Origin of the sequence: Streptomyces luteogriseus (genome assembly GCF_014205055.1) — a bacterium.
Classification (GTDB): domain Bacteria; phylum Actinomycetota; class Actinomycetes; order Streptomycetales; family Streptomycetaceae; genus Streptomyces; species Streptomyces luteogriseus.
This window is the reverse complement of sequence record NZ_JACHMS010000001.1, coordinates 6,940,659-6,965,998: the sequence shown is the minus strand read 5'-3', so window position 1 is coordinate 6,965,998 and position 25,340 is coordinate 6,940,659. Positions and strand designations below refer to the sequence as shown.

The 25,340-nt window shown below is 72.2% G+C and carries 26 protein-coding genes and 1 tRNA gene; 15 read left to right on the top strand and 12 right to left on the bottom strand.

Going from position 1 to position 25,340, the window contains the following annotated elements:
• Positions 1–3: 3 nt before the first annotated feature.
• Positions 4–792 carry a ferritin-like domain-containing protein gene (locus tag BJ965_RS31045; protein ID WP_184913258.1) on the bottom strand — a complete coding sequence of 263 codons (789 nt, stop codon included), beginning with the start codon at positions 790–792 and terminating at the stop codon, positions 4–6.
• Positions 793–1,045: 253 nt separating this feature from the next.
• The gene (locus BJ965_RS31040; protein WP_030848538.1) at positions 1,046–2,101 is read right to left on the bottom strand and encodes an LLM class F420-dependent oxidoreductase; all 1,056 of its coding nucleotides are present in this window, start codon (positions 2,099–2,101) and stop codon (positions 1,046–1,048) included.
• Between the two features lie 145 nt (positions 2,102–2,246).
• Here BJ965_RS31040 and BJ965_RS31035 point away from each other — a divergent pair, with 145 nt between their 5' ends.
• A complete protein-coding gene (locus tag BJ965_RS31035) occupies positions 2,247–3,233 on the top strand; it encodes an aldo/keto reductase (RefSeq protein ID WP_030848535.1) in 987 nt (328 codons plus the stop codon).
• A complete protein-coding gene (locus tag BJ965_RS31030) occupies positions 3,230–5,797 on the top strand; it encodes a helix-hairpin-helix domain-containing protein (protein WP_313667306.1) in 2,568 nt (855 codons plus the stop codon). Before BJ965_RS31035 ends, BJ965_RS31030 begins: the two co-directional genes overlap by 4 nt.
• Before the next feature lie 63 nt (positions 5,798–5,860).
• Here the strand turns inward: BJ965_RS31030 and BJ965_RS31025 are convergent, their stop codons facing one another.
• Positions 5,861–6,562 (bottom strand): hypothetical protein, encoded by a 702-nt coding sequence (locus tag BJ965_RS31025; protein ID WP_184913256.1) that lies wholly within the window; start codon positions 6,560–6,562, stop codon positions 5,861–5,863.
• Positions 6,563–6,609: 47 nt separating this feature from the next.
• Between BJ965_RS31025 and BJ965_RS31020 the strand changes: the two genes are divergently transcribed.
• A complete protein-coding gene (locus BJ965_RS31020; RefSeq protein ID WP_030848528.1) occupies positions 6,610–6,798 on the top strand; it encodes a DUF5703 family protein in 189 nt (62 codons plus the stop codon).
• Positions 6,799–6,876: 78 nt separating this feature from the next.
• Here the strand turns inward: BJ965_RS31020 and BJ965_RS31015 are convergent, their stop codons facing one another.
• The 3 genes from BJ965_RS31015 to BJ965_RS31005 all read right to left on the bottom strand — a co-directional run bounded on the left by BJ965_RS31015 (position 6,877) and on the right by BJ965_RS31005 (position 9,586).
• Positions 6,877–7,746 (bottom strand): chaplin, encoded by an 870-nt coding sequence (locus BJ965_RS31015; protein ID WP_184913254.1) that lies wholly within the window; start codon positions 7,744–7,746, stop codon positions 6,877–6,879.
• Between the two features lie 131 nt (positions 7,747–7,877).
• A complete protein-coding gene (gene chpH / locus BJ965_RS31010; protein WP_030608446.1) occupies positions 7,878–8,111 on the bottom strand; it encodes a chaplin ChpH in 234 nt (77 codons plus the stop codon).
• A gap of 149 nt (positions 8,112–8,260) precedes the next feature.
• Entirely contained in the window at positions 8,261–9,586 is a 1,326-nt protein-coding gene (locus tag BJ965_RS31005) for a M20/M25/M40 family metallo-hydrolase (protein WP_184913252.1), read from the bottom strand.
• Positions 9,587–9,782: 196 nt separating this feature from the next.
• Here BJ965_RS31005 and BJ965_RS31000 point away from each other — a divergent pair.
• A tRNA-Leu gene (locus BJ965_RS31000) sits at positions 9,783–9,867 on the top strand.
• 62 nt (positions 9,868–9,929) lie between these two features.
• The gene (locus BJ965_RS30995; protein WP_184913249.1) at positions 9,930–10,304 is read left to right on the top strand and encodes a YchJ family protein; all 375 of its coding nucleotides are present in this window, start codon (positions 9,930–9,932) and stop codon (positions 10,302–10,304) included.
• A gap of 3 nt (positions 10,305–10,307) precedes the next feature.
• Here BJ965_RS30995 and BJ965_RS30990 read toward each other — a convergent pair whose 3' ends face one another.
• Positions 10,308–11,009: a FadR/GntR family transcriptional regulator gene (locus BJ965_RS30990; RefSeq protein WP_184913247.1), complete on the bottom strand. Its 702-nt coding sequence runs from the start codon at positions 11,007–11,009 to the stop codon at positions 10,308–10,310.
• A gap of 138 nt (positions 11,010–11,147) precedes the next feature.
• Here BJ965_RS30990 and BJ965_RS30985 point away from each other — a divergent pair, with 138 nt between their 5' ends.
• From BJ965_RS30985 to BJ965_RS30970, 4 genes are read left to right on the top strand one after another with little or no spacing between them, the layout of a single operon-like run.
• Entirely contained in the window at positions 11,148–11,666 is a 519-nt protein-coding gene (locus BJ965_RS30985; RefSeq protein ID WP_184913245.1) for a gluconokinase, read from the top strand.
• A gap of 52 nt (positions 11,667–11,718) precedes the next feature.
• Positions 11,719–13,116: a GntP family permease gene (locus tag BJ965_RS30980; protein ID WP_184913243.1), complete on the top strand. Its 1,398-nt coding sequence runs from the start codon at positions 11,719–11,721 to the stop codon at positions 13,114–13,116.
• A 13-nt stretch (positions 13,117–13,129) separates the two neighbouring features.
• Complete coding sequence (locus tag BJ965_RS30975) at positions 13,130–13,894, top strand: SDR family oxidoreductase (RefSeq protein WP_184913241.1); 765 nt, start codon at positions 13,130–13,132, stop codon at positions 13,892–13,894.
• A gap of 20 nt (positions 13,895–13,914) precedes the next feature.
• Positions 13,915–14,946: an L-idonate 5-dehydrogenase gene (locus tag BJ965_RS30970; RefSeq protein WP_184913239.1), complete on the top strand. Its 1,032-nt coding sequence runs from the start codon at positions 13,915–13,917 to the stop codon at positions 14,944–14,946.
• A gap of 71 nt (positions 14,947–15,017) precedes the next feature.
• Here the strand turns inward: BJ965_RS30970 and BJ965_RS30965 are convergent, their stop codons facing one another.
• The 4 genes from BJ965_RS30965 to BJ965_RS30950 all read right to left on the bottom strand — a co-directional run bounded on the left by BJ965_RS30965 (position 15,018) and on the right by BJ965_RS30950 (position 18,980).
• A complete protein-coding gene (locus tag BJ965_RS30965) occupies positions 15,018–15,641 on the bottom strand; it encodes a cytochrome b/b6 domain-containing protein (RefSeq protein WP_184913236.1) in 624 nt (207 codons plus the stop codon).
• Positions 15,625–16,350 (bottom strand): molybdopterin-dependent oxidoreductase, encoded by a 726-nt coding sequence (locus BJ965_RS30960; RefSeq protein ID WP_184917704.1) that lies wholly within the window; start codon positions 16,348–16,350, stop codon positions 15,625–15,627. The genes BJ965_RS30965 and BJ965_RS30960 overlap by 17 nt, the downstream gene beginning before the upstream one ends.
• A 111-nt stretch (positions 16,351–16,461) precedes the next feature.
• Positions 16,462–17,997 carry an APC family permease gene (locus tag BJ965_RS30955; RefSeq protein WP_184913234.1) on the bottom strand — a complete coding sequence of 512 codons (1,536 nt, stop codon included), beginning with the start codon at positions 17,995–17,997 and terminating at the stop codon, positions 16,462–16,464.
• 32 nt (positions 17,998–18,029) lie between these two features.
• A complete protein-coding gene (locus BJ965_RS30950; protein WP_184917701.1) occupies positions 18,030–18,980 on the bottom strand; it encodes a hypothetical protein in 951 nt (316 codons plus the stop codon).
• A gap of 364 nt (positions 18,981–19,344) precedes the next feature.
• On the opposite strand from BJ965_RS30950, the gene BJ965_RS30945 reads away from it, so the two are divergent.
• Genes BJ965_RS30945 through BJ965_RS30930 form a run of 4 tightly spaced genes read left to right on the top strand, consistent with a single transcriptional unit; the run spans position 19,345 to position 21,571 of the window.
• A complete protein-coding gene (locus BJ965_RS30945) occupies positions 19,345–20,250 on the top strand; it encodes a DMT family transporter (RefSeq protein ID WP_184913232.1) in 906 nt (301 codons plus the stop codon).
• Positions 20,251–20,293: 43 nt separating this feature from the next.
• Positions 20,294–20,836: an NUDIX hydrolase gene (locus tag BJ965_RS30940; RefSeq protein WP_184913230.1), complete on the top strand. Its 543-nt coding sequence runs from the start codon at positions 20,294–20,296 to the stop codon at positions 20,834–20,836.
• 10 nt (positions 20,837–20,846) lie between these two features.
• Positions 20,847–21,239: a YidH family protein gene (locus tag BJ965_RS30935; RefSeq protein WP_184913228.1), complete on the top strand. Its 393-nt coding sequence runs from the start codon at positions 20,847–20,849 to the stop codon at positions 21,237–21,239.
• Positions 21,236–21,571, top strand: coding sequence for a DUF202 domain-containing protein (locus BJ965_RS30930; RefSeq protein ID WP_184913226.1), 336 nt, complete (start codon positions 21,236–21,238; stop codon positions 21,569–21,571). Before BJ965_RS30935 ends, BJ965_RS30930 begins: the two co-directional genes overlap by 4 nt.
• A gap of 85 nt (positions 21,572–21,656) precedes the next feature.
• On the opposite strand, the gene BJ965_RS30925 is transcribed toward BJ965_RS30930, so the two are convergent.
• Positions 21,657–22,613: an NADP-dependent oxidoreductase gene (locus BJ965_RS30925; protein ID WP_184913224.1), complete on the bottom strand. Its 957-nt coding sequence runs from the start codon at positions 22,611–22,613 to the stop codon at positions 21,657–21,659.
• Positions 22,614–22,813: 200 nt separating this feature from the next.
• Between BJ965_RS30925 and BJ965_RS30920 the strand changes: the two genes are divergently transcribed.
• Entirely contained in the window at positions 22,814–23,848 is a 1,035-nt protein-coding gene (locus BJ965_RS30920) for a phosphotransferase family protein (RefSeq protein WP_184913222.1), read from the top strand.
• 5 nt (positions 23,849–23,853) lie between these two features.
• A complete protein-coding gene (locus BJ965_RS30915) occupies positions 23,854–25,068 on the top strand; it encodes an acyl-CoA dehydrogenase (RefSeq protein ID WP_184913220.1) in 1,215 nt (404 codons plus the stop codon).
• Positions 25,069–25,340: the final 272 nt, after the last annotated feature.

Here is a 25,340-nt window from a genome sequence, read left to right as displayed (position 1 = left end):
GGCTCAGGCGAACTCGGGCTCCGGGGTCGCGGGACCGCCGAGGGCGTTGCGGCGCTCGGGCGTCGACAGCGACACCATCCGGCGCCAGCCGCCCATGCGTTCGTAGGCGTAGACCGCGTGGATGCCCGCCGCGAGCACGGCCGACTTGGCCTTGGACCAGCCCAGGACGCGGCCCATGTGGGCCATCACGGCCAGGCTGACGTCGCGGTAGATCCGGATCTCGGCCAGCGCGCACTCGCGCAGGGTGCGCTGGATGGCCCGGCCGTGTCCCGCGTAGGCGAAGCGCAGCAGTTCCTCGTGGCAGTAGGCGAGGTGGTTGTCCTCGTCGTTGGAGATCTGCTTGACCGCGCGGCCGATGTCCGGGTGGTCGGCGAAGTGCTTGCGGAGCAGGTCCATCTGCTCGGAGGCGCGCTGCTCGGTGACCCTGCTGTGCGAGAGGTAGGTGACGATGTCCTGGACCGTGAGCCGCTCGTCGCGGTTCAGCTGCTCGTGCGCGAGGCCGATGCCGTTCTTCTCCAGGAGCATGGTGTAGTCGGTCTCGGGCGGGACCGGGACGGGGTCGAGGCCGCGCTTCTTCATCAGGGCGTTGAAGATCCGGCCGTGCTTGTCCTCGTCGGCGCCGTGCCGGCTGATCTTGGGGGCGAGTTCGCGCTCCGCCTCGGGCACGAGTGCGGCGATACGGGCGTTCTCCCAGCCGCCCTGGGACTCGCCGCTCGCGGCAATGGAGCAGAACAGGGCGAAGGACTCGTCGTTGTCGAGGATCTCCTGGAACAGACTCTTGGCCGAAAGCATCGTGGGCACCTCTCCCGCGCGCGTGGGCGTACTGCAGCATTCCCGCAGGTTCCGCGAACAACGAGTCAAGTGCGGGCCGAGGGGTGCTGCAACAGGGGTGAGGGGCAACTCCGCCGAATGGAGGACGCGGGAGGAGGCGTGCCGGGCCGGGCCGGGGGCGCCGTGCCGTAACCGCCGGGGGCCCCGCGCGTTGTTCTGCGTGACGGCCGTGGCGGGGAAGACCCCCGAGCCCCCACCACGGCCGTGGAAACCTCTAGGCGAGTCCGGCGCGCTCCAGGGCCTCCGTGCCGGCCCTCAGGGACGCGAGCCGCTCGTCGAGGGTGAAGCCCGCCGGCGCGAGGGACAGGGTGGTGACCCCGGCGGCGGCGTAGGCCTTCATCCGGTCCGCGATCCGGTCCACGGAACCGAGCAGGGTCGTCTTGTCGATCAGGTCGTGCGGTACGGCGGCCGCGGCGCCCTGCTTGTCGCCGGAGAGGTACTTGCTCTGGATCTCGGCGGCTTCCTTCTCGTAGCCCATGCGCCGGGCGAGCTGGTTGTAGAAGTTCTGCTTGGGGCTGCCCATGCCGCCGACGTACAGCGCGGTGTACGGACGGAAGGTGTCCGCGAGCGTGGCCACGTCCTTGTCGTCGCCGACGGCGAGCGGCAGGGTCGGGCAGACGTCGAACCCGTCGAGGGTCTTGCCGGCCTTCTCGCGCCCGGCGCGCAGGTGCGTGATCGTCGTGTCCTCGAGGTGTTCGGCGGACGGGAAGATCAGCAGGGCGCCGTCGGCGATCTCGCCGGTCTGTTCGAGATTCTTCGGGCCGATCGCGGCGATGTACAGCGGGATGTGCTCGCGCTGCGGGTGCACGGTCAGCTTGATCGGCTTGCCCGGGCCGCCGGGCAGGGGCAGCGTCCAGTGCTGCCCCTCGTAGGACAGCCGCTCGCGGGTCATGGCCTTGCGCACGATCTCGACGTACTCACGGGTGCGGGCGAGCGGCTTGTCGAACTTGACGCCGTACCAGCCCTCGGAGACCTGCGGGCCGGAGACGCCGAGGCCCAGGCGGAAGCGGCCGCCGGAGAGGGAGTCGAGAGTGGCGGCGGTCATGGCCGTCATCGCGGGCTGGCGGGCCGGAATCTGGAAGATGGCGGAGCCGACGTCGATGCGCTCGGTCTGGGCGGCGACCCAGCTCAGTACGGTGGCGGCGTCGGAGCCGTAGGCCTCGGCGGCCCAGCAGACGGCGTACCCGAGCCGGTCGGCCTCCTGGGCGACGGCCAGGTTGTCCGCGTCCATTCCGGCACCCCAGTAGCCGAGGTTGATACCGAGCTGCATGCCGAATCCCCTTACTGATCAGTAACGTGCCTTGTGCGGAGACCTTAGCGCGGCGGCGGGGGCGGGGTACACGACCGTGGCCGGTCCGAAATCCGTCGTCCACGGCCACTCACACCGTAGGTTCTGGCCAGTAATCTCGGCGTTCATGGAGCAGAGGCATCTCGGCCGCACCGGCCTTCGTGTGTCCCGGATCGGGCTCGGCACCCTGACCTGGGGGCGGGACACCGACGAGCATGACGCGGCGGACCTCATGAAGACGTTCTGGGAAGCGGGCGGGACCCTCGTCGACACCGCGGACGTGTACGGCGACGGTGAGGCCGAGTACCTGCTCGGCAGGCTCATGGACGGGCTGGTGCCGCGCCGCGACCTGGTCATCTCGACCAAGGCCGGCAGTGTGCCGGACCCGGACCGCCGCTTCGACGGCTCCCGCGGTCATCTGCTGTCCGCGCTGGACGGCTCGCTCGCGCGGCTCGGCACCGACTACGTCGACCTGTGGCACGTGCACGCGTACGACCCGGACACTCCGCTGGAGGAGACCCTCCAGGCCCTCGACCTGGCGGTCTCCAGCGGGCGTGCCCGCTATGCCGCCGTCTCCAACTTCTGCGGCTGGCAGCTGGCCAGGGCCGCGACCTGGCAGCTGGCGGCTCCAGGCACCCGGACCCGGGTGGCCGGTACGCAGCTGGAGTACTCCCTGCTCCAGCGCGGTGTCGAGCGCGAGGTGCTGCCGGCCGCGCTGGACCTCGGCATAGGCCTGCTGCCGTCCTCGCCGCTCGGGCGCGGGGTGCTGACGGGCAAGTACCGGGGCGACACGATGCCGCCGGACTCGCGCGGTGCGTCGGAGCATCTCGCGCCCTTCGTCGCGCCGTATCTCGACGACACGGCGAGCCGCATCGTGGACGCCGTGGCGACCGCGGCCGACGGGCTCGCGGTGACGCCGCTCCACGTCGCCCTGGCGTGGGTGCGCGACCGGCCCGGCGTGACCGCCCCGATCGTCGGCGCGCGCAACGCGCTGCAGCTCACGGCGGCATTGTCAGTGGAGACCCTTAGTCTTCCTGACGAGATCTGCCGGGCGCTCGACGATGTGTCGGCGCCCGTGCACCGCTATCCCGATCACGACTGGAGCACGCTGTGAGCACGGAGCCCGAGACCACGGAGGACGCGGAGCCGGGGACGCCGGGCACCGGCCAGGTACCCGACACCGTGGGCGGGGACGCCGGTGCCGGGCAGGCCTCCGGGGCGGAGGACGCGAGGGAGGCGCCCGAGGCGGAGGGTGCCGGGCAGGACCCCGAGGCCGAGGCCGCCGACGCGGGCGCGGGCGCCGGGAAGACGTCCGGGACCGGGAGTCCTGAAGCGGGCACCGGGCAGAAGACCGAAGCCGAGGCCGCCGACGCGGGCGCGGGCGCCGGGAAGACGGCCGAGGCCGAGGGCGCCGGGCAGGTGTCCGAAGCGGAGGCCGCCGACGCTGACGCGGGCGCCGGCGAGACGTCCGGGACCGGGGGGCCTGAAGCGGGCACCGGGGAGACGGCCGAGGCCGCCGACGCGGGCGCGGGCGCCGGGAAGACGGCCGAGGCCGAGGGCGCCGGGCAGACGGCCGAGGCCGAGGGCACTGAAGCGGGCGCCGGGCAGGTGTCCGAGGCGGAGGCCGAGCTGCGGGCCCAGCAGGCCGAGCGAGAGCGTATCGAGCAGCGCAAGGCCGAGAAGAAGGCCCCGATCGAGAGCGGCACCAAGCTGAGCGGCAAGGCCGCCGACCTGCTTGCGGCCGTACGGGCCGTCGAGAGCGGCGAGAGGCCGGCGGCCACCGTGTTCGAGGAGTCCCGGCCCGCCCCCCGGCGCCCCGCCCCCGAGCCGGAACGGCGGCCGCAGCCGGTGGCGCCCCAGCCCGTCGCCACGTCGGCGACCCCCGCGCCGGAGGCGGTCCAGGCCGTGCGGCGGGTGCTCGCCGAGGGCGGCGCCCCGGAGCTGCTCGCACCGCAGGTGGCCGCGGCCCTCGGCGAGGGTGCCGACGAACAACTGCGCGCCGACCCCTGGCAGTTGCTGCGGACCCCCGGCGTGCGGCCGGAGCAGGCCGACGGCTTCGCGCGTTCCCTGCTCGGCGCCGAGTGCGGGCCGGACGACGAGCGGCGCGGCCGGGCCGTCACCGGCTGGCTGCTGGAGCAGGCGGCGCTGGCCGGGCACACCGCCCTGGAGATGCCGGCGCTCCTGGCGGCCCTGGCTCAGCGCGGTGTTCCGGAGCCCGACAGCGCTGTGCAGGACGCGATCGCGGAGGGTGAGGCGCTGGTCTTCCAGGACGCCCTGGAGGAGGACGCCGGTGCCCCGGCCCGGCCGGCCGCGGAGGGAGACGAGGAGGACGTGGAGCGTCCGGTCCGGGTCCTGGTCGGCCTCGAGCGGTACGCGATGGCCGAGGAGAGCCTGGCCGACGGCCTGGCCCGGCTGGTCAACTCGGCGCCCAAGCAGGACGGTTCGGCCGAGGACTGGGAGCGGGCGGCGGGCGCGGCCCAGGGGTCCGCGGCGGAGCTGATCCGCGCGGTGGCCCGCCATGGTCTGGTGCTGCACACCGGCGCGGAGGCGTCCCTGGCCGAGCTCGCGGCACTGCTGACCGCCGCGGGGACCCTCGGGCTGCGGGCCTGGGCGGCCGCGCACGGCCCGCTCGGCCGCAACCGTTTCGCGGCCCTGCTGCGGCGGTCCGGCCCCGCGGCGGACGTCCGCGAGCGAGCCGACGGAACCGCGGCCGGACCGGGCGACGCCCCCGTCGCCACCGTCTCCGGGCTGCTCGCCGGCGTCGAAGGGCCCGGCCGGGACGCGGACGGAGCCCTCGATCTCGATCTGCTCGTCGTGCTCGACGCACCGCAGCTGGATGTCGAGACGGCCGCTCTGCTGACGGAGTCGCTGCCGGACGGGGCACGGCTGGTGCTGGCCGGGGATCCGGCGGTGCTGTGGTCCGTGGGTCCGGGGCGGGTGTTCGCGGATCTGCTCGCGGCGCGGATCTGCCCCCAAGTGGCCTCGCGGCGGCCGGATCCGGGGCCGCTGGGCGAGCTGGTGTCCGGTATCGGCATCGGTGAGCTGAACCAGGTCGAGGCCCCCGGCAAGGAGGTCGTGATCGTGCCGGTGCGGGACGCGGGAGAGGCCGTGCACCGGACGGTGCAGCTCGTCGCGGACTCCGTGCCCCGGGCGATCGGTGTACCGGCCGAGGAGACCCAGGTGATCACCCCCGGGCACGGCGGAGCCGTCGGGACGCGTGCGCTCAACGCGGCGCTGAAGGAGCGGCTGAATCCGGGCCCGGGCCGCTTCGGCGGCTTCGACCCCGGTGACCGGATCGTCCACTCCCCCGCCCCGGGGCGTGCGCTGCCGGGCCGGGTGGTGACGGCGGACGCGGAGGGACTGCACCTTTCGTGCGAGGGCGGGACCGTCGTCGTACCGAAGGAGCGGGTGGAGCAGTCCGTGCGGCACGGGTGGGCGCTGACCGCGCACCAGGCCGTGGGGAGCCGGTGGCCCGCGGTGGTCGTGGTGCTGCCCGGCGACGCGGCGCAGGCGCTGAGCAGGCCGTGGGTGTACACGGCGTTCGGGCGGGCCGACCGGCATCTGTCCGTGGTGCACGGGGTGGAGCAGGCACTGCCCCGGGCCGTGGCAGAGGTCCCGGCGAAGCCGCGGACGACCCGGCTTCCGGTGCTGCTCGCGCCGCAGATCAGCGGCATGTGACGGGGGTGGTGGTCAGAGGCCCGGGCCTCTGACCACCACCCCCGTGATCACCGTCGTGCGCGCTCAGCGGCGGTCCGCGTCCAGCGGTTCCAGGTCCTCGTCCTCGTCCAGGTCGCTGTCGAGCTCGTCCTCGAGATCGTCCCCGTCCTCGTCGACGTCGTCGATCTCGTCGTCGAAGACGGCGCTGACGTCGAAGCGGCAGACCACCTGCTGCGGATCGACCTGCTCGAACGGCGCCTCCAGCCACTCGCCGGGGTCGGCCGGTTCGTCCGCCGCCGTCACCCAGAGTGTGGAGTCGCCCTCCTCCAGCCCGAACTCCTTGTGCCGGGAGGCGATCTCGTCGGGCTCGAACTCGCCGAACAGCAGCCCGAGCGCCCCGTGCACGGTCCCGGAGGCCGGAGAGCCGTCTTCGCCCTCCGCCGCCTCGATCCGCTCGGCGTGCGCCAGCAGGCGCTGCGGTTCGGCGACGGCGTAGTCACGACGGATCAGTACGCTCAGCGCGTTCGGTTCCTCGGGGCCCGTGTACGGGGGCAGCGCGTCCTCCGCACCGGGGATCTCGAAGGGCGTGACCTCGTCGTAGCGGTCGTAGAGCAGTTCGTCGTACACCTCTGCGGCCGCGGCCAGCTGGTTGAACGCCTCGAACACGGCCGGGTCGTCCTCCCCCGACCGGCGTTCGACCGCGGCCAGGTGGCGGTCGAGCGCGGTCTTGACCGCCTCGGCGGCGGCGCGTACCTCGGCAGCGGTGGGCTGCGCAGCATCAGACATAGTGCAGACGCTATCCGTACCGGGCCCCAGCCCGCACAATAGATGCGATGCCGGAATACGAATTTGTCGACGTGTACGTGCCACGTGGGGTGTCCCGCAAGGAGACGGCACGTCTGCTGACGGACCACGCGGAGTACGGACACTGGGAGTTGCACCGTCTGACCCTGCTGCGCGACGGCAGCCGCAAGGTGCGGTTGCGCCGGCGGATCATCCGCCAGGTGCGGGCCACGTGGTGAGCGGGGACGGGGCACTGGGAGAAGTCACATGACGGAGCGGGCCCCGCATCTGCGGGGCCCGCTCCGTTCGCGGGGGTGTCAGGCCGAGGCGCGCGCCTTGCGGTAGAGGATCGCGCCCGCGAGCAGCGCGCCCGCGCCGGCCGGCAGGGCGAGGCCGAGCGGCAGATCGCTGCCGGTGCTGGCGAGCTGGGCGTCACCGTCGGGCTGCGTGACGAACTGGCCGCCCGGCTTGTTGCCGCCCTGCGAGGAGCCGCCCGGGGTCTCGCCGCCGGTGGAGGGCGGGGTGCCCGGGGTGCCGGGGTGGCCGGGCTCACCGGGGTTGCCCGGGTGACCAGGGGTGCCGGGACCGCCCGGGTTACCGGGATTTCCCGGCTGGCCCGGGTTACCGGGGTTCCCCGGCTGACCCGGGTTACCGGGGTCCCCCGGCTGACCCGGGTTTCCCGGCCGGCCCGGGGTCTCGTGGCCGCCGCCCGGCGGGGTGCCGTGGTGGCCGCCGCCGTTGGAGCAGTCGTTGCCGGTGCTGGGGTTGCCGACGCCGATGACGTCGACGCTGTTGCCGCAGACGTTCACCGGCACGTGGACGGGCGCCTGGACGTGGTTGCCCGATCCGACGCCGGGTGAGTCGGTGGCGTGCCCACCAGCATGGGAGCCGCCGTGACCGCCTTGTCCGCCGTGTTCGCCGTATCCCCCCGACGACGATCCACCGCCCTTGTTCGCGCACGAGTTGCCCACCGACGGGTTGAGCACACCGACGACGTTGACCGTGTTCCCGCACACGTTGACCGGCGCGTACACCGGCGCCTGCACCGAGTTGCCGGACAGCACGCCGGGCGAGCCCGACGCCGAACCCTGGGCGCCCGAGTCGGCGTGCGCGGAGCCGCCCGCGGCGGCGATCACGCCGGTCGCGGCCGCCACGGTCATCAGACCCTTGCGGGTAGCCTGTCGCATTTGCTGAATACCTGCCTTCGACCCTGTCTCGAATTCTTCTCGAATTTCTCGAAAGAAGCGTTCGGTCCCGGAGCGCATGGCGCGCACTCCGGGACCGATGGCTTTGAACTCCCCTCAGCGAGGGGAAAGCATCACTTGTTGATGCAGGTGTTGCCGAAGGCGGGGTTCAGCAGCCCGATCACGGAGACCGTGTTGCCGCAGACGTTCACCGGGACGTGAACGGGCACCTGGACAACGTTGCCGGACAGGACGCCCGGGGAGTGCACGGCGGCACCCTGAGCACCCGAGTCGGCGACGGCCAGGCCCGCGCCCGCGAGAACCAGCCCACCGGTGGCAGCCGCAGCAGCGACGACCTTCTTGATCATTATTCCTCCTAGTTGGCAAAGCGACCCATCTTGCGATCGCATTACCTGTAACGAGGAGGGAGTAATGAGGCTACGAGCTTATCGTCGCATTCACTCTTCCCAGTAGATTCCGTACGCGCGACCGAATACTCGCGTTCCGCGGGGTGGCTTCAGGACGCGTCGATGAAGCGGTCGAGCACCCGCACGCCGAACCGCAGGCCCTCCACCGGCACCCGCTCGTCGACGCCGTGGAACATGCCGGCGAAGTCCAGCTCCGGGGGCAGCTTCAGCGGCACGAAGCCGAAGCCCCGGATGCCGAGGTCGTCGAAGGACTTCGCGTCCGTGCCGCCGGAGAGCATGTAGGGGACCGCCTTGGCGGTCGGGTCCTCGGCCAGCAGCGCGGACTGCATGGCCGCCACGAGGGCCCCGTCGAAGGTGGTCTCGACGGCCTTGTCGGCGTGGACGTCCTCGCGCCGCACGTTCGGGCCGAGGATCCGGTCGAGGTCGGCGAGGAACTCCTCCTCGTGGCCGGGCAGGAACCGCCCGTCGACGTGGGCGGTCGCCTCGCCGGGGATGACGTTGACCTTGTAACCGGCACCGAGCTGCGTGGGGTTGGCCGTGTTGCTCAGGGTCGCGCCGATGAGCTTGGCGATGCCGCCGAGCTTCGCCAGGGTCGACTCCATGTCCTCCGGGTCGAGTTCGGTGCCGAACGCGTCACCGAGCTCGTCGAGGAAGGCGCGGGTGGTCTTGGTGACGCGCACCGGGAACTTGTGCCGCCCGAGCCGCGCGACAGCCTCCGACAGCTCGGTGATCGCGTTGTCCCGGTGGATCATCGACCCGTGCCCGGCCGTTCCGGCCACGGTGAGCTTCATCCAGTGCATGCCCTTCTCGGCCGTCTGGATCAGGTAGAGCCGGCGCTGCTCGCTCACGGTGAAGGAGAACCCGCCCACCTCGCTGATCGCCTCGGTGACGCCCTCGAACAGATCGGGGTGGTTGCGCACGAGGTGCTTGGCGCCGTACGTGCCGCCGGCCTCCTCGTCGGCGAGGAACGCGAGGACGATGTCGCGCGGGGGCTTGCGCCCGCTGCGCAGCCGGTCGCGGACGACCGCCAGGGTCATCGCGTCCATGTCCTTCATGTCGACGGCACCGCGGCCCCACACGCAGCCGTCGGCGACCTCGCCGGAGAAGGGGTGATGGGTCCAGTCGTCGGCGTTGGCCGGTACGACGTCGGTGTGGCCGTGGATGAGGAGCGCGGGCCGGGAGGGGTCCTCGCCCTCGATCCGGGCCACCGTGGAGGCCCGGCCCGGGTGGGACTCGAAGATCTGCGGTTCGAGCCCGACCTCGGCGAGCTTCTCGGCGACGTACTCGGCCGCCTTGCGCTCGCCCGGACCCGAGTGGTCGCCGTAGTTGCTGGTGTCGATCTGGATCAGCTCGCGGCAGAGGTCCACGACCTCGTCCTCGCCGGTGACGCTCCTGGCCGTGTCCGTCTCGCTCACGTGCTTCCTCCCGGTGTCACTGCTGGTGGGTCCCTCTCATCCTCTCTCTCCCGCGCCCGCACCCCAAGAGCGCTCCCGGCCCGTCACACGCCGTTCACGCCTCCCCGGGGTGCGGACGGGGGGTGATCGGCCACCCCGGAAAGCCTGGTAATGTTTACGTCGTCGCCGCGGGGAGAACCCGCGCGACAGACACCTTGTCCGGGTGGCGGAATGGCAGACGCGCTAGCTTGAGGTGCTAGTGCCCTTTATCGGGCGTGGGGGTTCAAGTCCCCCCTCGGACACATCGAGCCTGAGGGCCGTGACCGCGAGGTCACGGCCCTCAGGCGTTTCGCGGAGAGTGACCATGACCAGCCGTTCCTGCCCGTGCGGACTCCCCCAGGCCTACGAAGCATGCTGCGGGCGCTTCCACTCCGGGGCCGCTGCCGCGCCGACCGCCGAGGCGCTGATGCGGTCGCGGTACTGCGCGTTCGTGAAGGGGGACGTCGCGTATCTGCTGCGGACGTGGCATCCGCGCACGCGGCCGGGACGGCTGGAGCTGGATCCGGGGATGCGGTGGACCGGGCTGGAGGTCCTGGGGGCGAGCGACGGATCCGCGTTCCACGCCACCGGCACCGTGGAGTTCCGGGCGTCCTACCGGGGCGGGTCCCTGCACGAGCTGAGCCGGTTCGAGCGGGTCGACGGGGCCTGGGTGTACGTCGACGGGGATTTTCCGGCGTAGCCGCTACGGCGCCAGGACGTCGAGTTCCTGGAGGGCGCCGACCGTGATCTCGCGGGTCAGTTCCTCCGCCCTGGCGGCGTCGCCCTCGCGGATCGCCTCGGCGACCTGGACGTGCAGGGTGACGGCGGCCGGGTCGGGGTCCTCGAACATCACGTCGTGCTGGGTGCGGCCGGTCAGGACCTCCGCGACGACGTCGCCGAGGCGGGCGAACATCTCATTGCCGGAGGCGACCAGGACGACGCGGTGGAAGGCGACGTCATGGAGGAGGTACCCCTCCAGCTTGTGACCGCGTGAATGGGCGACCATGCCGAGGGCGCACTCGGTGAGTTCGGCGCACTGCTCGGCCGTGGCGTGCCGGGCGGCGAGGCCGGCCGCGACCGGTTCGACCGCCGAGCGCAGCACCGTGAGGGACCGAAGCTGCCCGGGGCGGTCGGCGCCGGCCAGACGCCAGCGGATGACCTGCGGGTCGTAGACGTTCCACTCGGACTTGGGGCGGACCGTCACGCCGACGCGGCGGCGGGACTCGACCAGGTACATGGACTCCAGGACGCGGACCGCCTCGCGCATCACGGAGCGCGACACGTCGAAACGCTGGGCGAGCTCGTCGGTGCGCAGGACGCTGCCCGGCGGGTACTCACCCGCCGTGATCTCGGGGCCGAGGGTGTCCAGTACCCGGCCGTGCAGCCCTCGGCCCGTTGCGCTCATGCACTCAGCGTACGGGGTAGATCACGGAGACAAAAAGTCAGACTTATTCATCACGACCTCTTGAATTCGTCGTACCTAATGGGTTTCAGTTGCGTCGACATCAGGTGTCGACCTCGGACAGCAGACAGTGAGGCAGCGATGAACACCCCCCATGTCGTCGTGGTCATGGGCGTAGCGGGCACCGGCAAGACCACCATCGGTCCCCTGCTCGCGGCCCGGCTCGGCGTTCCCTACGCCGAGGGCGACGACTTCCACCCGCAGGCCAACATCGCCAAGATGTCGGCCGGCACCCCGCTCACCGACGAGGACCGCCTGCCCTGGCTCGACGCCATCGGCGCGTGGGCGCACGGGCGGGCCGGGCTCGGCGGAGTGGTCAGCTGCTCGGCACTGAAGCGGTCGTACCGCGACCGGCTGCGGGCCGCCGCGCCGGGCGTGGTCTTCGTGCACCTCACGGGCGACCGCGCGCTGATCGAGGACCGGATGTCGCACCGGCAGGGGCACTTCATGCCCACGGCGCTGCTCGACTCCCAGTTCGCCACGCTCCAGCCGCTCGCGGCGGACGAGGCCGGGGTCGGGGTGGACGTCGCGGGCGGCCCGGAGGAGATCACCGAGCGGGCGGCGGACGCCCTGCGGAACCTCCCCGAGCCCGTCCAGTAGCCCCTGACGGTTTCCCCTCCCGTCCCCTCTCCCCAACGCAAGGGAACCCACCGTGACCAGACTCAGCGTCGAGATGCTGGCAGCGGACGCACCCGAGCCGATCACCTCGGCCGGCCACGCTCAGCTGGGCATCGCCGTCCTGGCGGGCATCGCCGTCATCGTCCTGCTCATCACGAAGTTCAAGCTGCACGCCTTCCTGTCGCTGACCATCGGGTCGCTGGCGCTCGGCGCGATCGCCGGGGCGCCCCTGGACAAGGTGCTGCTCAGCTTCAGCGCCGGCCTCGGCTCCACGGTCGCCGGCGTCGGTGTGCTGATCGCCCTCGGGGCGATCCTCGGCAAGATGCTCGCCGACTCCGGCGGCGCCGACCAGATCGTCGACACCATCCTCGCCAAGGCCGGCGGGCGTTCGATGCCGTGGGCGATGGTGCTGATCGCCTCCGTGATCGGGCTGCCGCTGTTCTTCGAGGTCGGCATCGTGCTGCTGATCCCGGTCGTGCTGATGGTCGCCAAGCGCGGCAACTACTCGCTGATGCGCATCGGCATCCCGGCGCTCGCGGGCCTGTCCGTGATGCACGGCCTGGTGCCGCCGCACCCCGGTCCGCTGGTCGCGATCGACGCGGTCGGGGCCGACCTCGGCGTGACGCTGGCGCTCGGCGTTCTCGTCGCCATCCCGACGGTGATCATCGCCGGGCCGGTGTTCTCCAAGTACGCGGCCCGCTGGGTCGACGTACCGGCCCCCGAGAAGATGGTCCCGCAGCGCGCCTCCGAGGAGCTCGACAAGCGCCCCGGCTTCGGGGCCACGCTCTTCACCGTGCTGCTCCCGGTGATCCTCATGCTCGCCAAGGCACTGGTCGACATCGTCGTGGACGACCCCGAGAACCCGGTGCAGCGTGTCTTCGACGTCATCGGCGCCCCGATGATCGCCCTGCTCGCCTCGGTGCTGGTCGGCATCTTCACGCTGCTGCGGCCCGCCGGGTTCTCCAAGGAGCGGATATCGCCGCTCGTCGAGAAGAGCCTCATGCCGATCGCGGGCATCCTGCTGATCGTCGGCGCGGGCGGCGGCTTCAAGCAGACGCTCATCGACACGGGCGTGGGGCAGATGGTCCTGGACATCTCCGAGGACTGGGCCATCCCCGCGCTGCTGCTGGCCTGGCTGATCGCGGTGGTGATCCGGCTCGCGACCGGTTCGGCGACGGTGGCCACGGTCTCGGCGGCCGGTCTGGTCGCCCCGCTCGCTGCGGACATGTCCACCACGCACGCCGCTCTGCTCGTCCTGGCCATCGGCGCCGGCTCGCTGTTCTTCAGCCACGTCAACGACGCCGGGTTCTGGATGGTGAAGGAGTACTTCGGGCTGAGCGTCGGTCAGAACATCAAGACCTGGTCCGTCATGGAGACGATCATCTCGGTGGTCGCCGGCGGTCTGGTCCTGCTGTTGTCCCTCGTGATCTAGGAGCGCCGCGACGATGACGGCTCATCCCCTCTTCGACATCGGCGGCCGTACGGCGCTGGTCACCGGCTCCAGCCGGGGCATCGGACTCGCGCTCGCGCGTGGTCTGGCGGAGGCCGGCTGCACGGTCGTGCTGAACGGACGCGACAAGGACCGGCTCGCCGAGGCCGCCGCCGGGCTGCCCGGCGACCGGGTGCACACGGCCGCGTTCGACGTGACCGACGGATCATCGGTGGCCTCGGGGGTCGCCGGGGTCGAGGAGCGGGTGGGCCCGCTCGACATCCTCGTCAACAACGCGGGCATGCAGCTGCGTGCCCCGCTGCTGGAGTTCGGGGAGTCCGACTGGCACCGGATCCTGGACACCAACCTGACCAGTGCCTTCCTGGTCGGCCGGGAGGCGGCGCGCCGGATGACGGAGCGCGGCCACGGGAAGATCATCAACATCTGCTCGCTGCAGAGCGAGGTGGTGCGGCCCGGGATCGCGCCGTACGCCGCCACCAAGGGCGCGCTGAAGATGCTCACCAAGGGCATGTGCGCGGACTGGGGGCCGTACGGGGTGCAGGTCAACGGCCTGGGCCCGGGCTACATCGAGACCGAGCTGACCCGGCCGCTGGTGGAGGACGAGGAGTTCAGCGCCTGGGTGCGGCGGCGCACTCCGGCCGGACGCTGGGGCCGTACCCAGGACTTGGTGGGCGGGGTGCTGTTCCTCGCCTCCCCCGCGGCGGACTTCGTCAGCGGGCAGGTGCTGTATGTCGACGGCGGTATGACGAGCGTGCTGTGACCTGCCGGGAGGCGGCTGTGATGCTGGGGTGTGTGATCCACGGTCGGGGCGACCTGCGGGTGGCGGAGCTGCCGGTTCCGCGGCCCGGACCGGGGCAGGCGCTGGTCGCCGTGCGGTACGGCGGGGTGTGCGGGTCCGATCTGCACTACTGGCGGCACGGCGGGGTCGGCGACTTCCGGCTGAGGGAGCCCATGGTGCTCGGGCACGAGGTCGTGGGCACCGTCGTGGAGTACGGCACCGACGCGTCGGGACCGGCACCGGGCAGCGCGGTGGCCGTGCATCCGGCCACTCCGTGCGGGGTCTGCCCGGAGTGCACGGCGGGGCGGCGCAACGTCTGCCGGGACACGCGGTATCTCGGCAGCGCGGCGCGGTTTCCCCATGTGCAGGGAGGCTTCGCGGCCCAAGTGGTCGTGCCCGCGGAGCAGGTGCGGGCGCTGCCGGACGGGCTGGAGCTGCGGCGGGCCGCGCTGGCCGAGCCCCTGTCGGTCGCTCTGCACGCGGTGCGGCGGGCCGGTGGGGTGGCGGGGCGGCATGTGCTGGTGACGGGCGCCGGGCCCATCGGCTGTCTGGTGGTCGCGGCGGCGAAGGCGGCCGGGGCCGCGCACGTCACGGTCTCGGATCTCCTGCCCGAGGCGCTGGAGTACGGGCGGATCGCGGGGGCCGGGACGGTTGTACGGGCCGACGATCCCGGGGACCGCGGGTGGCCGGACGAGGTCGATGTGGCCGTCGAGGCGTCCGGGGTGGCCGCGGGGCTCGACACGTGCCTGCGGCGAGTGCGCAGGGGCGGGATCGTCGTGCAGCTGGGGATGTTGCCGGCGGGGCACAGTCCGTTCGCCGGGAATCTGGTGGTGAGCCGGGAGATCGAGCTGCGGGGGGCGTTTCGCTTCGACACCGAGTTCGACCAGGCGCTGGAGCTGCTGGCGGTGGAACCGGTGTTCGACGGGCTGATCAGTGCGGTGGTGCCTGTGGCGGAGGCTGAGTCGGCTTTTGCTCTGGCCGGTGATCGGAGTCGGGCCTGCAAGGTGCTGTTGGACTTCGCCTCTTCGTCGTGACGGGTTCGGTTTGTCGGCGGGTGCGGGTGCGTGGGGGGTGTTCGCGCAGTTCCCCGCGCCCCTACTGACGCCTACTCGCGCCACAAGGAGTGCTCCCGGGCTGCCCACTCTCTGCTCACCCTGCCCGTGCGCATGCCCCTCCTGGACTCCGGGTCCGCCAGGGCCATGCCGATGTGGCCTGCCAGGACGATGCCGATGGTGAGGGCCAGCCAGTCGTGGACGAAGGTGGCGCTGGTGCGCCAGAGCAGGGGGGTGAGGTGGGTGAACCACATCATCAGGCCGGTGGCGAGCATGACCAGCGTGGCGCCGGCGATCCAGGCCGCGTAGAGCTTCTGGCCGGCGTTGAACTTGGCCGCGGGGCGGGACGAGCGGCGTTTGTCGCGGTGCAGGGCGGCGCGCAGCCAGGTGCGGTCGTGCGGGCCGAAGCGGTTGAGGCGGCCGAGGTCGGCACGGAAGGCCCGGGAGGCGAGGCCGGCCAGGACGGGGACGGGCAGGGCGAGGCCGGCCCACTCGTGCAGGGTGACGACCAGGGCACGGCGGCCGACGAGCTCGGCGAGCTGGGGGATGTAGAGGCAGGCCGCGGTGACGACGCAGATGCCCATCAGCGCGGCCGTGGTGCGGTGGGTCCAGCGCTGCAGCGTGGTGAAGCGGCGTACGTCGGCCGTGACCGGCGGGGTGTCAGCTCGTAGGGTCATCGTCACGTCCGTTCGAGCGGCCCACCCAGGCGTCGACGTCGTAGCCGCGCTCCTCCCAGTAGCCCGGCCGGACCTCGTCGGTGACGGTGATGCCGGAGAGCCACTTGGCGGACTTGTAGAAGTACATGGGCGCGACGTAGAGGCGGACCGGGCCGCCGTGGGAGTGGCCGAGGTCCTTGTCCTGCATGCGCAGGGCGACCAGGACATCCGCGCGGCGGGCCTGGTCGAGGGTGAGGCTCTCGGTGTACGTGCCGTCGAAGCAGGTGAAGCGGACGGCCTTGGCGGTGGGGCGGACCCGGGCCGCGTCCAGGATCCGGGACAGGCGTACACCCTCGAAGGGCGTGTCGGGGACGCGCCAGCCCGTGACGCACTGGACGTCGCGGACCATGCGGGTCTGGGGCAGGGCCCTGAGGTCTTCGAGGGTGTAGGTCGTGGGGCGGTCGACCAGGCCGTCCACGGTGAGCCGGTAGCTGCCGGCGTTCTTGCGCGGGACGGACGAGGCGACCGAGTAGTAGCGGAAGCCGCCGCCGTTGGGGAGGAGGCCGGTCAGGCCGGTGGGGTCCTTGTCGGCCGCGCCGCCGAGGAAGCCCTCCAGGCCGCGTTGCAGCGGGGGTGCGGCGACCACGCCGACGGCACCCAGGGCGAGGGTGCCGAGGAAGACGCGACGGCCGATCGGGGTGCCCCGCTCTTCGGGGTGCTCGTCGTTCACGCCCTTGGGTACGTCCTCGTTCACCTACTCATTCGAACACCCGCGGCCCCGGTAGGACAGGGATCGCGGGTGCTCGTCAGACTTCCGTAACGACTTCTTGCGCCGGCCGCGTCAGGAGGAGGCCGCCTTGTCGAGCTGGAACGCCTCGTTGCCGAGGCCGATCCGGGCGTGCTTCTCGGGTGCGCGGGCGCGCAGCACCAGCCCGAGGACCACACCGGCGAGCGCCGCGAGGCCGATGGTGCCGGGCAGCGCCCAGCTCAGCGAGGAGCCGGGGCCGGCGCCGACCAGCACCTCGAAGTCCTTCACCGTGTAGCCGGCGATCACCAGCAGGGCGAGGCCCGCCAGCGCGGACGTGACCAGCCGCCAGGCCTGGGTGCCCGCGGCGCCGCGGCGGACGAAGAAGACGACGACGGACAGGGAGGCCGCCGCCATCAGCACGATCACGCCGAGGGCGCCGACGTTGCCGAACCAGGTGAACAGGTGCAGGACGGGCGCGGTCGGGTCGCCGGCCGGCTTGTCGTCGGTGAGGGCGAAGGCGGCCACGACCACCATGGCCACGACGGTCTGGAGCAGCGAACCGGTGCCCGGGGCGCCGCTGCTTCCGCTGGTGCGGCCGAAGGCGGCGGGCAGCAGGCCCTCGCGGCCCATGGCGAAGGCGTAGCGGGCGACGACGTTGTGGAAGCTGAGCAGCGCGGCGAACATGCCGGTGACGAACAGGACGTGCAGCACGTCCGTGAAGGTGCCGCCGAGGCGGGACTCGGTGAGGAAGAACAGCAGCCCGGCGCTCTGCTTCTGGGAGGTGCCGACGATCGCGGCGGGGCCGGTGGCGACGGTGAGGGCCCAGGAGCTCAGCGCGAAGAAGACGGCGACCCCGCCGACGGCGAAGAACATCACCCGCGGCACCAGCACATGCGGGCGGCTGGTCTCCTCGGCGTAGACGGGGGCCTGCTCGAAGCCGAGGAAGGCGGCGATGCAGAAGCACAGCGCGGTGCCGACGCCCGCGCCGGTGAGCGTGTCGGGGTTGAAGGCGTGCAGCGACAGGCCCTCCTTGCCGGGGTCGGCGAGGGCGGCGATGTCGAAGATCACGACGAGGAGCACCTCGATGACCAGCAGCACGCCGAGCACGCGGGCGTTGACGTCGATCTTCAGCCAGCCGAGCAGCCCGACCGCGAGCGCGGCCACGAGCGCCGGTATCCACCAGGCGATCTCCACGTCGGCGTAGGTGGCGAAGAGCCCGGAGACCTCGAAGCCGAAGATGCCGTAGATGCCGACCTGGAGCGCGTTGTAGGCGACGAGGGCGACCAGGGCGGCGCCCGCGCCGGCGGTGCCGCCGAGGCCGCGGGAGATGTAGGCGTAGAAGGCGCCCGCGTTGTGGACGTGGCGGCTCATCTCGGCGTACCCGACGCTGAACAGGATCAGGACGACGCCGAGGACGACGAAGAGCAGCGGCTGGCCGACGATGCCCATCACCGCGAATGTGGTGGGCATGACACCCGCAACGACCATGAGCGGGGCGGTCGCGGCGAGGACGGAGAGCAGCAGGCCTCCGGTGCCGAGCCGGTCGGCGCGCAGGGCGCGCTCCTGCCCCTTGAACGTACTGATGCCGCCGGAGGCGGATGGGCTCGTTCTCGAACTGTCCGTGGTCATCGGGGGAGCGTCCTCACTTCGGGTCGGGGGGGTCAGGCCGTGCCGAGCGCGCCGGCGCGGGCGGCGGCGAAAGCGGTGTGCGGGTCGCGGTCCGGGTACGACCAGGGCGCCGGGGTGGCGTGGCGGCCGATCCGGTGGAACAGGGCGGCGGCCTCGGCGCCCCGTCCCTCGCAGAACTTGGCGTGGGCGAGGAAGTTCAGGTCGATCAGCCGCCGCGGGTGTCCCTCCAGCTCCCATTCCAGCCACCAGTCGAAGGCGGCCTTCATGACCTGCCGGGCGCGGCGGCCCGTCCAGTGGCCGGAGGCGGCCGGGTCGCCGGGTTCGTACCCGGCGGCGGCCAGCACGCGGTACCGCTCGGCGTGCGCGATGACCGGCAGGATGGCGAGCGGGGAGTCGGCGGGGGCCTGTTCGGCGGCCCAGTTGGCGAAGTCGTAGACCTCGTGCAGCGGGTCGGGGCCGGCCTCGGTGCGTCGGGCGGCGAGCCGGGCGATCATCAGATGGTGGGCGTGGTGGTGGTCGGCGTAGCGGGCGCGAACCGCCTCGAAGCCGCGGACCACGTCCTGGTCGGCGCCGGCCGCGCAGTCGAGCATGAGCAGGCCGAGCCAGGGGGTGGGGTCGGCGGGGGCACGGGTCGCGGCGGCCTGGCAGGCCTCGCGGGCCCGGGCCGGCTTGGCCTTGCCGTGCAGAGCACGCCGGACCTGGGCGAGGGCGAGCAGCACGGAGGCGTCGGCGGACTCCGGTTCGGCGAGCAGCCACTCCCGGGCCCACGCGGCGCAGTAGGACTCGCGGGCGAGGACGGTGACGCGGTGGCCGCGCCGGTCCCAGTCGTCCCCGGTGTGGACCAGGAGGGAACGGGCGTTCTGCCAGCGCCCCTGCGCCAGTGCGGCGCGGGCGGCCACGAGCTCGGCGTCGTCGAGGGCCTCGTCGAAGGCCTGAGCCGCACGTCTGCGACCACGGCCGAGGGGAGGCGGGGGTGGGGGCACCGCGAACTTCCTCACGCGCTCTTCTTGTGTTCCGGCTCACGGCGACAGAGGGAGCGCGGATGTGCGCACCGCCATGAACTGATCACACACAGCCAACCCCCAGCCAACGGTCGTCGTCAAGGGCCGCCCGGGCGTTACACGCGTCAACTGCCGTTACTTGTGAGGAAATTGTGATCCGAGAGGCGGTGGAGGCGAGTGTGACGAGCATCCGATTTACCCGTTTCGCCCTTTGTGACGTACGTCATAGCGTGACCCGTCGTCGCCCCCGACGATGGCATGACGTACGGGCGCGCCGGGCGGAGCCGGCCGGTACAGTCGGCCCCTACGCAACCGTGAACCCGACCTGACGATCGAGGTACACCGCGTGTCGGTTCTAGTTCTGGCGCTCGCCCTGGGTGCCGCCTGCTGTCTGGGCCTCGGCTTCGTGCTCCAGCAGAACGCGGCTCAGCGCGCCCCGCTGAGCGACTTCCTCACCTTCCGGCTGCTGCTCGACCTCGTGAAGGTGCCGCGCTGGCTGGGCGGCATCGCGCTGATGGTGGTCGGCATGGGCCTGGGCGCCGCCGCACTGGGCCAGGGTGAGCTGTCGCTGGTGGAGCCGCTGCTGGCGACCAACCTGCTCTTCGCGCTCGCGCTCTCCCGCAAGCAGACCCGGCAGCCGCTCGGCCGCCAGGGCTGGGCGGGCCTCATCCTGCTGGCGGGCGGAGTGACCGCGTTCATCGTCGCCGGCCGGCCGGAGGGCGGCGCCGCGACGGCCGACCCGGTGCGGCAGTGGCTGATCATCGGGGTCATGATCGGGCTCGCCCTGCTCCTCACGACCCACGGCAAGCGGTCCCGGCTGAGCTCCGGCCCGGTGCTGCTGGCGCTGGCCGCCGGGCTGCTCTACGGCGTGCAGGACGCCCTGACCAGGGTCAGCGGGCAGAAGGCAGCCGACGGCGGCTTCGCCGAGCTGCTCACCGGCTGGGAGCCCTACGCGGTGCTGGCGCTGGGCGTCACCGGCCTGGTCCTGGTGCAGAGCGCGTTCGAGACCGCGTCCCTGCGCAAGTCGCTGCCCGCCCTGACCGCGGCGCAGCCGCTCGCCGGGATCGTCTGCGGCGTCGGTTTCCTGGGCGACCGGCTGCGCACCGACGCGGTGGCCCTGAGCTGGGAGGCCGGTGGCCTGCTGGCCGTGGTAGCGGGGATCGTGCTGCTGGGTCTGCATCCGGCGATGCCGCACGGGGCCCCGGAGCGGGCCCGGGTGGCCGCGCCCGCGGTCAGCCCGGCCTCGCCCTGACGGACCGGCCCGCCCGGGGCGCGTGTCCTGCTTGGATGAGGACATGAGCGCTGCTGACGAGATCCTCGACATCGTCGACGAGAACGACCGGGTCGTCGGGCAGCGCCCGCGCGGCGAGGTCTACGCCCGGGGACTGCGCCATCGCTGTGTGTTCATCCAGGCCCGGGACGCCGAGGGCCGGATCTTCGTGCACCGGCGCACCCCGACCAAGCTGGTCTTCCCCTCCCTCCACGACATGTTCGTCGGCGGAGTCGTCGGCGCGGGCGAGTCCTACGACACGGCGGCCCTGCGCGAGGCCGAGGAGGAACTGGGCGTGAGCGGCTTGCCGCGGCCGCGGCACCTCTTCACCTTCCTCTACGACGACGGCGCCGGCCGGACCTGGTGGTCGGCGGTCTACGACGTCCGCTGCGAGCTGCCGGTGCAGCCGCAGGTCGAGGAGGTGGCCTGGCACGACTTCCTGTCCGAGGCGGAGGTCGAGCGGCGCCTGACCGACTGGGAGTGGGTGCCGGACGGGCTGGCGGCGTACGAGCGGCTCAAGGCGTTCCGGCCGGCGGCTGAAGCGGAGGCGGACCGGGCGCCCGGGTAGGGTCGCGCACGTGATCGAGTTCGTACGGAACGTCCGGTTGTGGTTCGCGCCCGCGGAGGCCCGGGAGGACGGCGAGACGCCCGACTACCGGTTCTCGCTGGCGAACGAACGCACCTTTCTGGCCTGGCTGCGCACCGCGCTCGCGCTGATCGGCGGCGGGTTCGCCGTGGACCAGTTCCTGCCGGACCTGCGCTGGGCGTGGCGGGTCGGGCTGGCGCTCGCTCTGCTGGCCGCGGGCGTGCTGTGCTCCCTGCGGGCCGTCAACCACTGGGTGCGCTGCGAACAGGCCATGCGCCGGGGTGAGGACCTGCCGGTGTCCCGCTTCCCGGCGCTGCTGAGCCTGGTCGTCGCGGTCGTGGCCGTCGCCATGGTCATGGTGGTGCTCGTGGGGTGGGAGGGGTGAGCCACCCGAGTGCCCGGCGGCAGGACCCCGACCGCGATCCCGGGTTGCAGCCCGAGCGGACCCGGCTCGCCTGGCGGCGTACGACGCTGTCGGGCACCGTCGTCGCCGTGCTCGCGGTCAAGACCGTGCTGCACGGCGGGGCGTCGGCGGCGGGGGTCGTCGCGTGCGCGCTGTGCTGTGTGCTCTGGCTGGGCTTCCTGCGCGTCGCCCACCTGCGCATCCGCACCCTCGCGGCCACCCCGAACCCCGTGGCGTTCGCGCCCCGGCACGCGGCGGCCGCGGTGCTGTGCACAGTGGCGATGGCGGTGTGCGGGGCCGCCCTCGTCCTGTAGGGCGGGCCCTTCTCGCGCCCCCCCCTCGCGCGGGCTCCCTCTCTCAGGCGCCCTCCCGTCAGGCCCCTCTCTCAGGCGCCCTCGATCAGACCCCCTCGCCCTCGCCCTCGCTCTCCCAGTCCACCGTCACGACGATCTTGCCGCGGGTGCGGCCCTCCTGGTTCAGCCGGTGCGCGTCCGCCGCCCGCTCCAGAGGGAACGTCTCGTCGACGTGCACGCTCACCACGCCCTGCTCCGCCAGATCGGCCAGGTGCTGGAGGTCCTGCGCGTCGGGGCGGACGAAGTAGTAGCGGCCGCCGTAGTTGACGACGTCGTTGTCGGCGATCGAGGCCAGGCGGCCCTCGGGGGCCAGCAGGTTCGCCGACACCTTCAGCGCGTCCCCTCCCACGGTGTCGAACACCGCGTCCACCCCCTCGGGGGCCAGTCCGCGCACCCGCTCGCCCAGGCCCTCGCCGTACACCACCGGCTCCCCGCCGAGGCCCCGCACGAAGTCGTGGTTGGGCTCGCTCGCCGTACCGACCACCCGGGCACCGAGGTGGACGCAGAGCTGCACGGCGATCGAGCCGACACCCCCGGCCGCGGCGTGCACCAGGACGGTCTCGCCGCGCTTCACCTGGAGCACCTTGTTCAGCACCTGGTAGGCGGTGAGCCCGACCAGCGGCAGGCCGGCCGCCTCCTCGAAGGAGAGGTTGCGCGGCTTGCGCGCGAGGGTGCGCAGCGGCGCGGCCACGTACTCGGCGAAGGTGCCGCGGGAGAGGAAGTCCTCGCGCACGTACCCGATGACCTCGTCCCCGACGTCGAACTCCGAGACGGCCACGCCGGGCCGTACGACGACGCCCGAGACGTCCCAGCCGGGCACCACGGGGAAGACGGGGGCGAGGATCCCGTCGAGGTATCCCTCGCGGGCCTTCCAGTCGACGGGGTTCACGGCCGCCGCCCGCACCTTCACCAGCACCGCGTCGGGGCCGACCTTCGGATCGCGGACCTCGCCGAACGCCAGCACCTCGGGTCCGCCGTACCGTGAGTAGCTGATGGCCTTCATGGCTCTGACCTTCCGGGCTCGTCGGGCGCCACGCAAGCCGGATGGCCTGAACGAACCGGCCGAAACCTCCCCGGACACCTCCCGTGGGGAGTCGTCGGCCTATCGTGGCTCCGATCACGTTTCGGCCCCGCTCTGGACGACATACCGACCGGTCGGCATCATGAGTCGGGAACTGTCCACCCTGCCCGTAGGAGCGACACATGAGCCCCGACCACCCGCCCGGACTCGATCTCGAACGGTTGCGCGGCCTGCTCGACCGCGAGCGGCCCGGCCTGGTGACCGGCCCGCTGTCCGGCCGGCTGATCGAGGGCGGACGGTCGAACCTCACCTACGCGGTCTCCGACGGTACCTCCCGGTGGGTCGTCAGACGGCCCCCGCTCGGCCATGTCCTGGCCACCGCGCACGACATGAAGCGCGAGCACCGGGTGATCAGCGCGCTGCACCCGACCGCCGTGCCGGTGCCGGAGCCGGTGCTGCTGTGCGAGGACGAGGAGGTGCTCGGGTCGCCGTTCTACGTCATGGAGTTCGTCGAGGGCACCCCCTACCGCACCGCCGACCAGCTCCTCCCGCTCGGTGCGGAGCGGACCCGGGGCGCGGTGCTGAACCTGGTCGACACGCTGGTGGAGCTGCACGCGGTCGACCCGGGAGAGGTCGGTCTGGCCGACTTCGGCCGGCCCGAGGGCTTTCTGGACCGGCAGCTGCGGCGCTGGGGCAAGCAGCTGGACGCCTCGCGCAACCGCGACCTGGACGGCATCGACGAGCTGCACGCCGCCCTCGGGCGCGAGCTGCCCGACTCCCCCGCCCCCGCCGTCGTGCACGGCGACTACCGGCTCGACAACGTGCTGATCGGCGAGGACGACCAGATCAAGGCCATCCTCGACTGGGAGATGTCGACGCTGGGCGACCCGCTCACCGACCTCGGTCTGCTGGTCATGTACAGCATGCCGCTCGGCATGACCGAGTCCCCCGTCTCCACGACCGCCGAGGCCCCCGGGCATCCGGCGCCGTCGGAACTCATCGAGCGGTACGCCGCGCGCTCGGGGCGCGACGTCTCCGCGGTCTCCTGGTACACGGCGTTCGCCTGGTTCAAGCTCGCCGTGATCCTCGAGGGCATCCACTACCGCTACACCCTGGGCCAGACGGTCGGACGCGGCTTCGACCGCATCGGCGACCTCGTCCCCGTCTTCGTCCGGCACGGACTGACCACGCTCCACGAAGGCCTCCAGGAGGGCTGATCCACATGGACTTCGCTTATGACGCGCGCACCGAAGAGCTGCGCGCCAAGCTCCTCGCCTTCATGGACGAGCACGTCTACCCGGCCGAGGCGGTGGCGCACGAACAGCGCGAGCGGCTCGCCTCGCCGTGGGAGACCGTGCCGGTGGTCGAGGAGCTCAAGGCCGAGGCCCGCAGGCAGGGCCTGTGGAACCTCTTCCTGCCGGACTCCGAGTACGGGGCCGGGCTCACCAACCTCCAGTACGCGCCGCTCGCAGAGATCATGGGCCGCTCCCCCCAGCTGGCGCCGACGGTGACGAACTGCGCGGCGCCCGACACCGGCAACATGGAGGTGCTCACCCAGTTCGGCGACGAGCAGCAGCGCAAGCAGTGGCTGGAGCCGCTGCTGGCCGGCGAGATCCGCTCGGCGTTCGCGATGACCGAGCCCGACGTGGCCTCCTCGGACGCCACCAACATCACCACCCACATCGAGCGGGACGGCGACGAGTACGTCATCACCGGGCGCAAGTGGTACATCTCCGGGGCGATGCACCCGGACTGCAAGATCTTCATCGTGATGGGCAAGACCGACCCGGACGGGGAGGACATCCGCCGCCAGCAGTCGATGGTCCTGGTGCCGCGCGACACCCCGGGCGTCACCATCAAGCGGGCCATGCAGGTGTTCGGGTACGAGGACCACTACCACGGCGGTCACGCCGAGGTGATCTTCGACCGCGCGCGCGTGCCGGCGTCGAACCTGATCGGTGAGGAGGGCGGCGGTTTCGCCATCGCGCAGGCGCGGCTCGGGCCGGGGCGGATCCACCACTGCATGCGGCTGATCGGCATGGCGGAGCGGGCGATCGAGCTGATGTGCCGTCGGGCCGTGTCCCGGACCGCGTTCGGAAAGGAGCTGGCGCAGCAGGGCGTGGTGCACAACTGGATCGCGGACGCGCGGGTGACGGTGGAGCAGCTGCGGCTGCTGGTGCTGAAGACCGCGTGGCTGATGGACACGGTGGGCAATCGCGGTGCGCACACCGAGATCCAGTCCATCAAGATCGCCACGCCTCGGGCGGTGGTGGACATCCTCGACCGGGCGATCCAGCTGCACGGCGCCGGCGGGGTGAGCCAGGACTTCCCACTGGCGGAGCTGTACGCCGGGGCGCGGACGCTGATGATCGCGGACGGCCCGGACGAGGTGCACCAGCGGTCGCTGGCCCGGCGGGAGTTGAAGCGGTACGTGTGACACCTACGGGCGGCAGCGGCGGCCGGGGCTGTTCCCGGCGCCCCTGCCGCCCCGTCGCGTCGACGGACGGACGCTGCCGCCCAGGGTGTGGACGAGATGTGAAACATCGCACGGTCTCGTGACCGGTCTTCGGGGTAGGGAGTCGATTTCGCGGGACGTCACGCCCAGGACCGGTTCCTCGTGGGGCCGTGGACGAGTCCGGTGGTTGCACCACGCACCCGGACTGCGGGACTGTGCAAGGAGAACAGTCCTCTTCCGTCTTCGCAAAGTGA

Excerpts from the sequence above, each read along its gene's own strand:
- BJ965_RS30965 (WP_184913236.1), bottom strand. The coding sequence starts at position 15,641 with ATGACCCTACGAGCTGACACCCCGCCGGTCACGGCCGACGTACGCCGC.
- BJ965_RS31040 (WP_030848538.1), bottom strand. The coding sequence starts at position 2,101 with ATGCAGCTCGGTATCAACCTCGGCTACTGGGGTGCCGGAATGGACGCG.
- BJ965_RS30915 (WP_184913220.1), top strand. The coding sequence starts at position 23,854 with ATGGACTTCGCTTATGACGCGCGCACCGAAGAGCTGCGCGCCAAGCTC.
- BJ965_RS31045 (WP_184913258.1), bottom strand. The coding sequence starts at position 792 with ATGCTTTCGGCCAAGAGTCTGTTCCAGGAGATCCTCGACAACGACGAG.
- BJ965_RS30920 (WP_184913222.1), top strand. The coding sequence starts at position 22,814 with ATGAGCCCCGACCACCCGCCCGGACTCGATCTCGAACGGTTGCGCGGC.
- BJ965_RS30940 (WP_184913230.1), top strand. The coding sequence starts at position 20,294 with ATGAGCGCTGCTGACGAGATCCTCGACATCGTCGACGAGAACGACCGG.
- BJ965_RS30995 (WP_184913249.1), top strand. The coding sequence starts at position 9,930 with ATGACCAGCCGTTCCTGCCCGTGCGGACTCCCCCAGGCCTACGAAGCA.
- BJ965_RS30985 (WP_184913245.1), top strand. The coding sequence starts at position 11,148 with ATGAACACCCCCCATGTCGTCGTGGTCATGGGCGTAGCGGGCACCGGC.
- BJ965_RS31015 (WP_184913254.1), bottom strand. The coding sequence starts at position 7,746 with ATGCGACAGGCTACCCGCAAGGGTCTGATGACCGTGGCGGCCGCGACC.
- BJ965_RS31025 (WP_184913256.1), bottom strand. The coding sequence starts at position 6,562 with ATGTCTGATGCTGCGCAGCCCACCGCTGCCGAGGTACGCGCCGCCGCC.
- BJ965_RS30990 (WP_184913247.1), bottom strand. The coding sequence starts at position 11,009 with ATGAGCGCAACGGGCCGAGGGCTGCACGGCCGGGTACTGGACACCCTC.
- BJ965_RS30925 (WP_184913224.1), bottom strand. The coding sequence starts at position 22,613 with ATGAAGGCCATCAGCTACTCACGGTACGGCGGACCCGAGGTGCTGGCG.
- BJ965_RS30975 (WP_184913241.1), top strand. The coding sequence starts at position 13,130 with ATGACGGCTCATCCCCTCTTCGACATCGGCGGCCGTACGGCGCTGGTC.
- BJ965_RS30955 (WP_184913234.1), bottom strand. The coding sequence starts at position 17,997 with ATGACCACGGACAGTTCGAGAACGAGCCCATCCGCCTCCGGCGGCATC.
- BJ965_RS31020 (WP_030848528.1), top strand. The coding sequence starts at position 6,610 with ATGCCGGAATACGAATTTGTCGACGTGTACGTGCCACGTGGGGTGTCC.
- BJ965_RS31035 (WP_030848535.1), top strand. The coding sequence starts at position 2,247 with ATGGAGCAGAGGCATCTCGGCCGCACCGGCCTTCGTGTGTCCCGGATC.
- chpH (WP_030608446.1), bottom strand. The coding sequence starts at position 8,111 with ATGATCAAGAAGGTCGTCGCTGCTGCGGCTGCCACCGGTGGGCTGGTT.
- BJ965_RS30970 (WP_184913239.1), top strand. The coding sequence starts at position 13,915 with ATGCTGGGGTGTGTGATCCACGGTCGGGGCGACCTGCGGGTGGCGGAG.